At 58.1% G+C, this 13,336-nt stretch carries 11 protein-coding genes; 5 read left to right on the top strand and 6 right to left on the bottom strand.

Annotation, left to right across the window (positions count from 1 at the left end; translation table 11 throughout):
• Positions 1–69: 69 nt before the first annotated feature.
• The 3 genes from FAES_RS09980 to FAES_RS09970 are packed head-to-tail and all read right to left on the bottom strand — an operon-like array spanning position 70 to position 3,739.
• Positions 70–2,649, bottom strand: a complete 2,580-nt coding sequence (locus FAES_RS09980) for a M1 family aminopeptidase (protein WP_015331081.1) — start codon at positions 2,647–2,649, stop codon at positions 70–72.
• Complete coding sequence (locus tag FAES_RS09975) at positions 2,646–3,242, bottom strand: acyl carrier protein phosphodiesterase (protein ID WP_015331080.1); 597 nt, start codon at positions 3,240–3,242, stop codon at positions 2,646–2,648. The genes FAES_RS09980 and FAES_RS09975 overlap by 4 nt, the downstream gene beginning before the upstream one ends.
• A complete protein-coding gene (locus FAES_RS09970) occupies positions 3,239–3,739 on the bottom strand; it encodes a deoxycytidylate deaminase (RefSeq protein ID WP_015331079.1) in 501 nt (166 codons plus the stop codon). Before FAES_RS09970 ends, FAES_RS09975 begins: the two co-directional genes overlap by 4 nt.
• Positions 3,740–4,248: 509 nt before the next feature.
• Here FAES_RS09970 and FAES_RS09965 point away from each other — a divergent pair.
• The 3 genes from FAES_RS09965 to FAES_RS30015 all read left to right on the top strand — a co-directional run bounded on the left by FAES_RS09965 (position 4,249) and on the right by FAES_RS30015 (position 8,634).
• Positions 4,249–5,799, top strand: a complete 1,551-nt coding sequence (locus FAES_RS09965) for a hypothetical protein (RefSeq protein ID WP_015331078.1) — start codon at positions 4,249–4,251, stop codon at positions 5,797–5,799.
• A gap of 121 nt (positions 5,800–5,920) precedes the next feature.
• Positions 5,921–7,306, top strand: a complete 1,386-nt coding sequence (locus FAES_RS09960) for an AGE family epimerase/isomerase (RefSeq protein ID WP_015331077.1) — start codon at positions 5,921–5,923, stop codon at positions 7,304–7,306.
• A 158-nt stretch (positions 7,307–7,464) separates the two neighbouring features.
• Positions 7,465–8,634, top strand: coding sequence for a right-handed parallel beta-helix repeat-containing protein (locus FAES_RS30015; protein ID WP_148289333.1), 1,170 nt, complete (start codon positions 7,465–7,467; stop codon positions 8,632–8,634).
• Between the two features lie 57 nt (positions 8,635–8,691).
• Here the strand turns inward: FAES_RS30015 and FAES_RS09955 are convergent, their stop codons facing one another.
• From FAES_RS09955 to FAES_RS09945, 3 genes are all read right to left on the bottom strand, one after another.
• Positions 8,692–10,023, bottom strand: coding sequence for an ABC1 kinase family protein (locus FAES_RS09955; protein ID WP_041257732.1), 1,332 nt, complete (start codon positions 10,021–10,023; stop codon positions 8,692–8,694).
• Positions 10,024–10,139: 116 nt separating this feature from the next.
• A complete protein-coding gene (locus tag FAES_RS09950) occupies positions 10,140–10,823 on the bottom strand; it encodes a TetR/AcrR family transcriptional regulator (protein ID WP_015331074.1) in 684 nt (227 codons plus the stop codon).
• 49 nt (positions 10,824–10,872) lie between these two features.
• Positions 10,873–11,484, bottom strand: a complete 612-nt coding sequence (locus FAES_RS09945) for a Uma2 family endonuclease (RefSeq protein WP_015331073.1) — start codon at positions 11,482–11,484, stop codon at positions 10,873–10,875.
• A gap of 43 nt (positions 11,485–11,527) precedes the next feature.
• Here FAES_RS09945 and FAES_RS09940 point away from each other — a divergent pair, with 43 nt between their 5' ends.
• Both FAES_RS09940 and FAES_RS09935 read left to right on the top strand, forming a co-directional pair.
• The gene (locus FAES_RS09940; protein WP_015331072.1) at positions 11,528–12,067 is read left to right on the top strand and encodes a DinB family protein; all 540 of its coding nucleotides are present in this window, start codon (positions 11,528–11,530) and stop codon (positions 12,065–12,067) included.
• Between the two features lie 149 nt (positions 12,068–12,216).
• On the top strand, positions 12,217–13,302 hold the full coding sequence (locus FAES_RS09935; protein ID WP_015331071.1) for a M20 family metallo-hydrolase: 1,086 nt from the start codon (positions 12,217–12,219) through the stop codon (positions 13,300–13,302).
• The last annotated feature ends 34 nt before the right edge of the window (positions 13,303–13,336 follow it).

The following is a 13,336-nucleotide window of genomic DNA, read 5'->3' as shown; positions in this document are numbered from 1 at the left end:
ATTGAGGTTCCCTTGTTTGAGCGTTGTGGTACATTAATATCCCTCCTATCGTCGGGATGACAAAAGCAGTCAGTACAGTAGCTTACTGGCTCGGAAGGGGGTGTCGGCGGCTTGCAGCAGTTTCTCGCGCAACCGGGTATTATAGGTGGGGCGTTCAGCCAGAAACCGGCGTATGAGTTGGGCCGTTTCGGGGGTCTGGTAAGCGCCCAACGTCGATTGCAGCCACGAGGCCGGGAAGAAGATGTCGCCTGTGCGTTGAATCTCTTCCAATAGAGCCAGGCTTTGGGGCAGGTACCGGGCCGACGTGGCGGCGCGCAGGGGGTGGTGCAGGTAGCCCAACGCCTCGGTCACCCAGGCTTCGTGCTCGCGGTTGGTGGCACTGGCCAGCGACGCAAAAAACGCATCCCTGTCGGCTACGTTACCGGATAAGGCGGGCAGCATGAATTGCAGCCGCTTGCGGCGATCCGGGTTTTTGATCCGCGCCAGTTGCTGGGCCAGCAGGCCATCGGCGGGGTAGTCGCGCACGGCCAGTGCGAGGGCTAGCGCCGTGTAGTCGTCTTCGGTGAGGGTAACACCCGCCGGGGCTTTCTGGTCGCGCCAGATGGCATAGAGCCGGTCCTGCGCGGGTTTACTGAGTGCCACGCGCTGGTAGAGCCGAAACAGCAACTTGCGCATGCCGGGAGTGCGTTGCGCCTCCATCGCCTGCCAGGCCCTTTGTTCCACCGACGTCGCCAGCGCCAGTCGTCCTTCGGGGCGGGTGAAGCTCCAGACAAGGTTGCCAAGGTGGCCCGTTAGCAGGCGCAGGTTCAGTTCTTCGGTTTCGGTCGTCAGCAGCGCCTGTTCCAGTTCGGCCAGTTGCGCCGGGCTGATGACCTGCCCCGCCAGCATATTTTCGTAGAGATTAATGTAAGCTGACGCCCGCATCACCGGGTTTTTCAGCGTGGGCAGGCGGCGCAGCATGGCCGTATCGACCTGAAACAGCCCGTAGCCCTGCCCCGACGAATTGAGCAGCACGAAAGCGGGCGCTGCTTTACCAACAGCCTCGGGCAGGCTGGCTTCCGCCCCGTTCAGGGTCACGCTCAATTCCTCGACGTGATCGGGGTACACAAGGGCGACTTCGAACCCCTGCGGCCACTGCCGCGGCGAGCCGTCTTCCCCCGATTGCCGGAGCACAAAGCGACTGATTTTACCATCCTGCTGATCGAGTTGATACGTCACCTTAGGCCGACCCGTTTCGCGGACCCAGATGTGGTTCCAGGCTTGCAGATCGACGGGCGTTCGGGCGTCCAAAATGGCGATGAGGTCGGCCCAGGTGGCGTTGCCGAAGGCGTAGGTCTTCAGGTAGTCGCGCAGGCCATCGCGCAGGGCGGTTTTACCCATAATCCGCTCCAACTGCCGCATCATGATCGGGGCTTTGTGGTAGATGATGCCGCCGTAGAGCGACCCGGCCTCCTGCAAATTGGCCAGCGGTTGCCCAATGGGGTTAGCGCCTTCCGTACGGTCGACGGCGTAGGCAGCGGGCAGGTGATCGACCACAAATTGCAGGTCGTAGTTCGACCCCGGCATGGCCGTTTCCACGATCTTATCGGCCATAAAATTGGCAAAGACCTCTTTCAGCCACACATCGTCGAACCACCGCATCGTGACCAGATCGCCAAACCACATGTGCGCCGTTTCGTGGGCGATGAGTGTGGCCCGCGCCATCTGCTGATCGCGGGTGGCGCCGTTGTCGAGAAACAGGCTCGATAGCTTGTAGTCGATGGCCCCGGCATGTTCCATTCCACCATACTGGAAGTCAGGGATGGCGGCAAAATCAAACTTGTGGAACGGGTACGGCCGCGCGGTATAGGCCTCCAGAAACCGCAACGCATCGGCGTGCAACGTGAACAGGAACGGCACACTCAGCCGGATTTTGGTGGTGTCGGTTTCGCGGTGAAAGAGCGTCATCGGGCGGTTGCCGGGTTTGTCGGTCACCACCGTGAAACGCCCCGCCACAAACGCAAACAGGTACGTGCTGATGGCTTCCGACGGCCGGAACGTCATCGTTTTCCGGTCGCCCGCTACGACTGAGTCGCGCAGGGCGCCGTTGGTCATCGCCTGCCAGGGGCGGGGAAGCGTCAGCGTGAGTTGGAACGATGCTTTCAAATCGGGCTGATCGAAGCAGGGAAACACCGTGCGGGCGCGGTCGGGCACGAGCAGCGTGTAGAGGTAATCGTCGTTGCGGTTCAGCGAGAGATCGCCCGCCGTAAACTGGATGGCCACCGTGTTGGCACCCGCCCGCAGGTACGTTGGTTCGATCAGGATGTGCTCGTCGCGAAACACGATCGGAATGGGTTTGCCGTTGACCGTGATGCGTTGCAGGTGATCGGGCTGTTCTTTGAAATCCAGTTGTAGGGGCGCCGTCGATTTTTTCCACGTAAACCGGATGGTTTCGCTCGCCGGAATCGGCTGATTTTTCTGGGCGGGTAGTTCAAACCGCAACGCGTAGGCCAACTGGCTGATGGTTTGCCGCCTCGCCTGCGCCAAGGCCTGGGCGACTCCTTTCTCTACCGACATCGTACGGGGCGGCGTTGTCTGACCATAACTGGCCGCAGCCCCCAATAAGCAGTAATGAACAGAAACGGCATAACGAAGCAAAAGCGATTTCATGGTTGTATGCTGATGGTAAGCGCTATATGAGCCACCAATTGGGGCCAGAAACGATGAAAATGGGTGTTGATCTGGTCGTAATGGGCGATGAGGTCCTCAACGGCCGTGTCGAGGCCCGACGGGTACTGGGTACGTCGGGCGAGGCCGCTGAGGGCACGGTCGATGCCCTGCGTGGTCTGGTAGCTACGTACCCAGTCCTGTTCCATCAGGTAGTGTGCCATGCGGGCCGCGCCGGTCGGCAGGCGGTCGGCGTGGGTACGTAGGCTGTGGTAAAACCAGGTCGTGAACTCGGTCAGGTCGTCGCCGGTCACCTCACGGAACTGGGTCGCCAGAAAATGGTCGAAGAACACGTCGACGGCCACACCGGCGTATTTATGGCAGCGTGGATGCAGCAGCTCGCGCACCGCCGCCACGTCGGGGTGGGTATCGGTGAAGGAGTCGATGGCACGGTGAATCCGGACGCCGTTGACCTCGGCCGGCAGCAGCCCGTGCCGCGGGTGGGCCGGATCGCCCTTGATGAAATCGCCGATGAAGTTCCCGATCAGCCAGGCGTCGTTGCGGTCGGAAAGCCAGGCGTGGGCCAGCAGGTTCATAAGGCGGACGGGCTGGGTACGTTGGTCAGCGCCGCCGACAAGGGGGGCTGATCCTGCACCAGGAAGCCTTCCGTAGGCGTATACCGCTCGACGTTCACCCCGAATTTCCGCAGAAAATCAACGCCTTCGTCTGACGGAATGCCTTTGTATTCGGCGTAGGAATGAAAGTAAATAACCCGGTCAATTTTCATGCTGTAAATGATCCGGGCGCAGGCAATGCAGGGCGATAGCGTCACGTAGAGGGTAGCGCCGTCGATGGTAGAGCCGTTTTTTACGGCGTACAGAATAGCGTTTTGCTCGGCATGAAGGGCCAGCGAGCACGACCCTTTCGAGTCGCGGGGGCAACCCACGTCGGGGAATTCCTCGTCGCAGTTGTGCGTGCCGGCCGGGGGACCATTGTAGCCAATCGAGATAATGCGCGTGTCTTTGGTCAATACGGCCCCTACCTGCGCTTTGATGCAGTGCGAGCGTTTGGCCAGATTCACGGCCAATTCCATAAAAATATCGTCGAAACGGGGCTTCACAGGTTGGTAGACCAGTCAGTAAGTTGAGCGGTCAGGCTGTAAAATAACGATAATCCAGTGGAGGATTGGCGCCAGGGGGCACCGAAAAAAGGCTAAAGGAGAAAAGTTCATATGACTTGACTCCTCGTTTGTGACTCGCTTCTGCGCTTCGCGTCAAGATAACGTAGGGCCTCGGTATGGTGTCAATCAGGCGCGTAGGTTGGCATGATTCCAGCAGGCACTACAGGATGAACGCGCAACATCTTCCCCACGCAGTATGGTCGCTTGCCAGACCGGTTTCAGGAACCGCAGGTGACGTCTTGTTTCCATGTGCCGAGTACGATCTTCCATTCATCCATAAAAGGCTGGACCTGACCCAGCAGGCGACAACACCTATTTTGCTCACTGGCAGTAGCGGATAACAAATAGTATCATATTATTGCCTGTACGTAGCAAATGGCCGGTGTACCTGTTTTATCCAGCTTTATCCCACAGCCTACCTCATGCGTTACCTTTTGTTGCTCTGTTACCTGCTCGTTGCGCCGGCGAGCCCACCACCGCCTGTTGTTTACGTAACCCCGTTTGGGAGCGGCGACGAGTCGGGTACATCCTGGAAAAACGCGCTATCGGGCCTACGTCTCACCAGCACCCTTATCAACGCGCGGCCCGGCACCCAATTCTGGCTGGCTGAAGGCACCTACCACCCCACCGTCACCAACGACCGCAATGCCTCGTTCATCCTGGCCTCAGGCGTGCAGCTTTATGGCGGTTTTGCGGGGACAGAAACCACGCTGAGCGGGCGCGTTCCTGGCACCCATGAAACGATTTTGTCGGGCAACATCGGCGACGAGACCAGCAGTACCGACAATAGCTTCCACGTTGTGCAGATCATCGACAACCAGCAACCAATTCTGCTCGACAACCTGACGATCCGCGACGGTCGCATCCAATCCTACGACGATGGCAACTTCGGCGGGGCCGGGCTGAGCATTGAAGCTACGCTGAGCCTGTCGACCGTTCAACTGTCGCGCTGCCGGTTTATCGACAACAAAATTCACCGCGGGCTGACGGTCGGGGGGGCGGTGTCGCTGCTCACCGAGACCAACGCCCGCTCGACGCTGACGATCAGGGATTGCTATTTCAGTGGCAACGAAGCGGGCTACGGCGGCGCCATTGGCCTGAGCACCCAGGGCGGCACGTTCAACACGGTCATCACCAACTCGACCTTCGACCAGAACACGGGTAAGGAAGGCGGCGCCGTATCGAGCCGGTTCGTGGAGCACTCACCCGACAATCTGCTGAGCATCAGCAAGTGCACGTTCAGCCGCAATGTTGCCGAGGCGACGGGCGGCGGCATCACCACGGGTGGCGGCGTGGAGAAACTGGAGGCCTGCACCTTCATCGGCAACAAAGTAGTGTCGACCACCGGGGCGAGCAGCGGCGGCGGCGCCGTGTTCTGTTTCAACAATAGCCCCACGTTTCAGAACTGCCTGTTTGCCAGCAATCGGGCCGACGAAGGCGGGGCCATTCAGAGCCTCTCCGACGAGCGCCCCTCGGCCCCCACGTTCATCAACTGCACCTTTGCCGACAACAGCGCCAGCGTTGGTGGTGGGGTGATGAACGCCCGGTTGTCGCGCCATGAGTTCCAGTCCACTGCCCACCAGGTATCGCCCACGAAAGCGTTCTTCATCAACTGCATCAGTTGGGGCAACCTGGCCCCCGACGCGCCTTTTTTCAAGGCACAAACGCTGGGCGATAAACAGGCCGACGCTACGGTGACTCACTCGATCATCGAAGGTGATTTCCCCGGCGAAGGAAACCGGGCCGTCGACCCGCTGTTTGTGGATGCCACGAGTGGCGACTACCGGCTCCGACCCGACAGCCCCGCCTTGTTCAAAGGATCAGTTCGGGCGTTTGACCTGCCGGCGAGCGACCTGGCCGGGTACGTTCGGCAGCCGGGCCAACCCGTTAGCTTGGGCGCGTTTGAGTACGTAACCACGGTGTCGTCGTTGGCGGCGCCCATTACGGTGCAGCGCCGTAGTCTGGTCGAGTAATTGCTGCCAGTTGGGTATGTGGTGACCCTGCCCACGCGGCTACGTTTCTGCTGGTTATCAATTAGGGTAGCCGGGGCTGGTGCTTTGCTTGTAAAACAGCGTCGGTAACCGTCCCTTTAGCATGCGTCTACTCAACTCCTTCCGTCAGCTCCTGCAAAACGGCGGACTCCTTTGTCTTCTGAGCCTGAGTCAGGTCGGATTCAGTCAATCGATATCGGCCGAGCGCAAACGCATTGCGACCGAGATGGAGCGCTCCATCCGGCAGGAGATGCTCAACAAGTGGTATCCGCTGGCCGTCGACACGGTCCACGGCGGTTTTCTGAGCACGTTCACCTACGATTTCAAGCCGACAGGCCCGCAGGACAAGATGATTGTGACGCAGGCCCGCCACACCTGGACCACCGCCAAAGCCGCCGAGCGCTACCCGTCGGTGGCGCATTACAAAGCCAACGCCCGGCATGGCTTCCACTTTCTGCGCGATGTCATGTGGGATAAAGAATACGGCGGTTTTTACACGCTCGTCGACCGGGCCGGTAAGGTGCAGGGGCCGGGCAACAAGGAAGCCTACGGCAACGCCTTTGGGCTGTATGCGCTCAGTGCTTACTACCATCAGTCGGGCGATACGGCGGCGCTGGCTTTGGCAAAAAAGTCGTTTGGCTGGCTCGAACAGCACAGCCACGACCCAGTGCACAAAGGCTATTTCCAGCACCTGCGCCGCGATGGCACGCCCATCAAACGCGATGCAACGGTCGCGTCGACCTCGGATTTGGGTTACAAGGATCAGAACAGTTCGATTCACCTGCTCGAAGCCTTTACCGAACTCTATGCCGTCTGGCCCGACCCGCTGGTGCGCCAACGCCTCAACGAGATGTTGCAGCTGGTGCGCGACGTGATTACCTCGCCTAAAGGCAATCTGGTACTCTTTTTCCAACCCGACTGGACGCCGATTTCCTTCCGGGATTCGTCGGAAGCGGTGGTGTTGAAACACCGCTACATCGATCACGTGTCCTTCGGGCATGATGTCGAAACGGCGTATCTGATGCTCGAAGCCTCGCACGCGCTGGGCTTAAAAAACGATGCGAAAACGCGGGCAGTGGGTAAACGGATGGTCGATCACGCGCTGGCCAACGGCTGGGATAAGCAGGTGGGCGGCTTCTACGATCAGGGATACTATTTCAAAGACAAGTCGGGCGGCGGGCCGTCGGGCATGACCATCATCGACGAGAGCAAAAATTGGTGGTTGCAGGCGGAGGGCCTCAACACGCTGCTGCTGATGGCCGACCTGTACCCCAACGACCCGATGGCTTATTTCGAGAAGTACAAACGGCTCTGGACCTACACCCAAACGTACCTGATCGACCATCAACACGGCGACTGGTACGAAGAAGGCCTCGACAAGGACCCGCAGCGGCAGACGGGTAACAAAGGGCACATCTGGAAAGCCGCCTACCATACCTACCGCGCCCTCACCGGGTGCGTCGACCGTTCGGGTAGGCCTACGCACTAACCGTCCCTTACTGGGTACGTTGCAGGTGGAGCATGACACCAGTACCTGCTTTTATTTTGTCAATAAATGGCCTACGATTGGTCATTTATTGGCCTCTACTGGCATAGTTTGTGACCTGATTTGGCCTGACCGTCTATATAGATGGAACCATTTACGCTATGCGCTTTTTCCTGCTCAACTGCTTTCTTTTCGTTTGTCTGCTGGCTAACGCCCAACCCATTGTCTATGTGACGGAAGCGGGCCGGGGCGACGGCTCAGGTACGTCATGGACCAATGCCCTGCCAGGTACGTTGCTGGCAAGCCGATTACCAACGGCCGCTGCCGGAACCCAGTTCTGGGTAGCGGCGGGTATATATAAACCCACCACCACGACGGATCGTACGGCCTCCTTCAGTATCGCATCGGGGGTAAAGCTATACGGGGGATTCGCGAGTACAGAGAATACGCTAACAAGTCGACAAATGACTCACCCGTCCAGCACGTCGTTATCAGGTGATATAGGCCTCAGAGGCGATAATACGGACAACAGCTATCACCTGATTATGCTGAAAAACGCTTCAGCGGAAACCCACTTGGACAACTTGGTCATCACTGGCGGTAATTCCACCGATGAACCCATAACCAGTGAGAACGCTAGAGGTATTAAAGGAGCCATCATCAACGTGAATAGCTATGCTCTCTTTACTAACTGCTTGATAACCAAAAACAATACCCTTACTCCTCTCGGCAGAGGAGGTGGTATGGTTAATGACCGAAGCAGTCCAACACTGATAAACTGCACGTTTAGTGAGAATTTTTCGTACCTGGGTGGTGGGATTTGCAACGTCAACAGTAGCCAACCCATCATTACCAATTGCCTGTTTACAAGTAACTCAGCTACACAAGGTGGAATTGGGTCGGCTATTTATTCAGAAAACGATAGCCGCGTTTCCCTGACCAATTGTACCATCGCCCGGAATGCAGACTCTAATTCATCCGGTATGTTGGCCTCTACGGCCAGTATAATTAACTGCATTATCTGCGAGAGTACTAGCAGTAACACGACAGGCATTCCTGTTCCGTCTTCGTCTCAAACGTGCGCCTTATGGGCTGACCGTAGGGTAAGCGAATTCCCGATAAATAGTCTATTCGTAAACGCGGCTGGGAGCAATTTTCGCTTGCTATATGGTAGCCCGGCCGTTGACTCCGGTTATCCCGTTGCTGGGCTGCCTGCACTCGATTTGGACGATAAGCCGCGCTTTCAGGGCGACCGGATCGATATCGGCGCTTACGAATTTTACTGCGACGGTAACGGCTGCCTGCCCATTACGGTACGCCGTCGGCTGTAATGCAAACGCCCCGCTGGACAGATTCCAGCGGGGCGTTTGCATTACAGGCCAGGTACGTTAGGCGACCAGTTCGGTTTGCGGTTTCAGCCACTCGGGCTTTTTGGTATCGACTACGGCCTTCAGTTCGTTCAGCATGGCGTAGAGACCGTAGTAGGTTCGGTTCACGTAGAGGCCATCCTGCGAGCCGCGCACTACCTTCGACGAACGTAGTTCTTCCAGCTTCGAGAGTTGGTCGGCGAAAGCGTATACCTTGTTGAAGTACTCATCATCACCAAAGTCGAAGCGGTCAACGGCAAAGGGCGCGCCGAGCATCTCGATCATCTGCACAAACAGGTTGGAGAAAAACTTGCGGTCCTGCGGCGTATCCTGCGGCACCAGAAACTCCAGGTTCTGAAAAATCTGCTGCGTGAGGGCCTCGTCTTTCAGCGTATCGGGGTTGATCAGCCGGAAGTAGTTGTCGTAATAATAGTCGGGAATGACCTTCACGCAGCCGAAGTCGATGACGCCCATCGTGCCGTCGGGGCGCATCAGGAAGTTGCCGGGATGCGGGTCGGCGTGCACCTGCCGGAGGTTGTGGATCTGGTGATCGTAGAAATTCCATAGCAGTTGGCCAATGCGGTTGCGGGCCTCCTGCGACGGGTTCGTGGCCAGAAATTCTTTCAGGTGCAGCCCATCGAGCCAGTCCATCGTCAGGATGCGCTTGCTCGACAGCTCCTTGTAGTATTTAGGAAATACCAGCCCGTCGATGTGCGCGCAGGCTTCCGAAATCTCCACCGAGCGGCGCAGTTCGAGGTCGTAGTCGGTTTCTTCGATCAGCTTGCTTTCTACCTCGCCCATAAACCGGTCGATCTGCCGTTCGTCGAGATTCAACAGCCGTACGGCCAGCGGTTTGGCAATCTTCAGGTCGGAGGTTACGCTATCGGCCACGCCGGGGTACTGAATCTTGACGGCCAGCTTCTTACCCCATTTCCAGGCCTGATGCACCTGCCCGATGCTCGCGGCGTTGACCGAGATCGCGTCGAACTTGTCAAACAGTTCACCGGGCGCTTTCCCGAAATAAGTACGAAACGTTTTCACCACCAACGGCCCCGAGAGCGGGGGTGCCGAGTACTGCGACATGGCAAATTTGTCGCTGTAGGCCGTTGGCAGCAGCCCCCGGTCCATACTCAGCATCTGCGCCATTTTCAGCGCCGACCCTTTCAACTCGCTCAGCGCGTCGTAGATGTCGGCGGCGTTATCGGCGTGCAGGTCTTCGCGCGTCACCGAGTCGGGATCAACGAGCTTTTTGGTGTAATGCTTAATGTAGTTGCCCCCCACTTTCACGCCGGCCTTCACAAACTGCGAGGCACGGGCGACTTTACTGGTTGGAACGGAGTTTTGCGTTTTCATAGGCCAAAAGGGCTTTGGAATGTATAATGAACGATGTATGCTGTACAACTGAACTGACTTTGCCAAGTGGCTGTGTAGCCATTGTACAGTATACATCGTTCATTGTACATTCTCTTTTATCGGTTCTGGTACGCGAACTTGGCGAAGTCGAAGAGGGTATCGAGGGGCGAGCGGCCGATCAGATCGAAGGTCGTGTTGACCGATTTTTCGATGGCCGTATCGGTTTTTTCAAAGCCTTTGCTGACGTCTTTCACCCAGAAATCGAGGATAAACAGCGCCTGCGTCCAGAGGGCGGTGGGGTACCGGTCGGTGAGGAACGGGCGGGGTTCAACCTCCCGGCTTTCACGGCCTTCGGCCAGCAAATCCCGGGCAAAGTCGTAAAACGCCTCTTTGAACGGCATCAACACCTGACGGCTTGCCGATGGCCGGCCGCGCATAGCTAGCCGGGCGCGGGGCGAATCGGCAGCGAGTTCGCCACCCGCCCGCAGATTGCCGTAGCTATAGACCACGAAGCTGCGTTGCGCTTTGAGCTGTTCGACCCAGGTGTAGTAGAAGGCCAGCAACTTTTCCCGCACCGAATAGGTCTGGTACGTAGGGTCGGCGTCCAGCAGTTTGAGGGTGTCGTTGAAGAGGGCCACCCATACGTCGGCTTCGATGGCGTCGAAAGAAGCGTAGTGGTCGTAAAACTCGCTCTCGGTGATTTTCAGCTTTTTTGCAAACTGGAAGACGGAGGTGGGTTGTTTGCCGTTTTCAAGGACATACTCGGTGTATGCCTTACGGATTTTTTCGAGCGTTTCCATATGTATAGGAAACGGCCTGTTTGCGGTAAAAGTTTGAGCGAATGGCCCTTTAACGCAGTAATAAACGCAGGTCGAAAGTAAAACTTGGCAACACGATCTCGCCGGTCAGGGGTTGCTCAAAATCAGTGTGTTTACTGATGGTCCCATCGGCCCGGTAAATAAACACTTCCTGCCGGACAGGGTCGATGAGCCACCCCAGTTGAACCCCATTATTGATGTACTCAAGCATCTTCTCCTTAGCCCTCGGCAACTGATCACTCGCCGACATCAACTCGACCACAAAATCGGGGGCCAGCGGCGGGAATTTTTCCCGCTGTTTCTCGGTCAGCGCCGCCCAGCGTTCGTCGCTGATCCAGGCGGCATCAGGCGAACGCGTAGCCCCGTTAGGCAGTTTAAAGGCCGTAGACGAGTCGAAGCCAATCCCGCCGTATGTTTCTGTCCATAGATCGAGTCTTGACGCGATTTTCAAGTTCCGATTTCCGGTTTTCCCGCCGGTATTCGGCATAACAACAATAGTTCCATCTGGATTTTGTTCCAACTTGAGTTCCTCGTTGAGTCGGCAAAAATCATAGAAGGCGTCATCGTCCATCTGGTCGAGACCAAATTTGACGTTCATTCCTTCCAGTTGCTCCTGGGGCAGGTTTTCGAGACTGAGTGTCATACCAGTATGCGTTTGTTACGAAGATACAAAACCACAACTCACCATGAATCAGCCAACCAACGTACCTGAGTACTGGCTCCGCGGCCCACTGACCGACCCCGCCGGGTCGGGGCAAACGGTACCGGCCCTGCTGCAACCCGCTGCTCACGCGCTGTTGCAGGCCCGCGACGACATCCGGCACGCCCTCGTCGGTTTCCCCGATTCGGCCCTCTGGGTACGTCCCGCCGGGCTGGCGTCGGTGGGCTTTCATCTGCAACACATCGCCGGCGTGCAGGACCGGATGCTTACCTACGCCCGCCACGAAGCCCTGACCGACGCGCAGTTTGCCGCCCTCAAACAGGAAGGCCACCCCACCGCCGGACAAGACACCGTTGCCGCGCTGCTAGATCGCCTGAGCCAGCAAACCGACCGCACCCTGGCTGCGCTGTGCCAGACCGACCCGGCCACCCTGCCCGATTTCCGCCCCGTTGGCCGCGCCGGGCTACCGTCTACCGTGGGCGGATTGCTTTTCCACGCCGCCGAGCACAGCATGCGCCATACCGGGCAGTTGCTGGTCACGGCGAAGGTGGTGGGTAATGGGTAATGGATAATGGATAATGGATAATGACGATGAAGCTGGAAGGCACACGGGCGTCTACTGGGTAACGGCCGCCCTACCCAGACATTGATCACTCATTATACATTATACATCACTCATTATACATTATACATTCTCCCTGTACTTTCGCGGTTATGAATCTCCCGCCTGCGCTTATAGACGACGCCGTTTCGTTGCTGAAAGACCTCATTACCATCCCGTCGCTCAGCCGGGACGAAGGCCGTACCGCCGATCGTATTGCCACGTACCTGACCGAGCACGGAATTCCATACCAGCGCAACGGGCATAACGTGTGGGCGCAGAATCGCCAGTTCGATCCCGCCAAACCGACGCTGCTGCTCAATTCGCACCACGATACGGTAAAGCCCAACGCCTCGTACACCCGCGACCCATTCAGCCCCACCGTGGTCGACGGCAAGCTGTATGGCCTGGGCAGCAACGATGCGGGCGGCTGTCTGGTGAGCCTGCTGGCAACCTTCGTGCACTTCTACGACCGCGCCGACCTGTCGCATAACCTGGTGATGGCGGCGAGTGCGGAGGAAGAAATTTCGGGGCGCGGGGGCATCGAACAACTCTGGCCCGACCTACCAACGATTGACCTGGCCATCGTGGGCGAACCAACGCAGATGCAACTGGCCATCGCCGAAAAAGGGCTGCTGGTGCTCGACTGCACCGTGCGTGGTCGGGCCGGACACGCCGCCCGCGACGAAGGCGATAACGCTATTTACAAGGCGCTGCCCGCCATTCACTGGTTTCAGACGTACCAGTACACACGGGTGTCGCCGTTACTAGGGCCGGTGAAACAGACCGTGACGATCATCAACGCGGGTTCTCAGCACAACGTGGTGCCCGACACCTGCACCTTCACCGTCGATGTGCGCGTGACGGAGCAATACACGCTGGAAGAGGTACTGGCCATCGTGCGCGACAACGTACCCACGGCGGAGGTAACGCCCCGTTCGGTGCGGTTGCGGTCGTCGGGCATTGCCGTCGAGCATCCGTTGGTGCAGGCGGGGCTGGCATTGGGCCGCACCACCTACGGCTCCCCTACCCTGTCGGATCAGGCGCTGATGCCCGTGCCGTCGCTCAAGTGCGGCCCCGGCCATTCGGAGCGTTCCCACACCGCCGACGAGTTCATCTTCCTCCACGAAATCGAGGCTGGTATTGCCGGGTACGTTGCCCTGCTGGATCGGTTTCTGGCAACAACCGCATCAGTCTGAGCGTTTTAGATAGACCGCCCGGCAACCCCGTCGG

The sequence above is a fragment of the Fibrella aestuarina BUZ 2 genome (assembly GCF_000331105.1).
Taxonomy (GTDB): domain Bacteria; phylum Bacteroidota; class Bacteroidia; order Cytophagales; family Spirosomataceae; genus Fibrella; species Fibrella aestuarina.
This window is presented reverse-complemented; position numbering and strand designations above follow the sequence as displayed.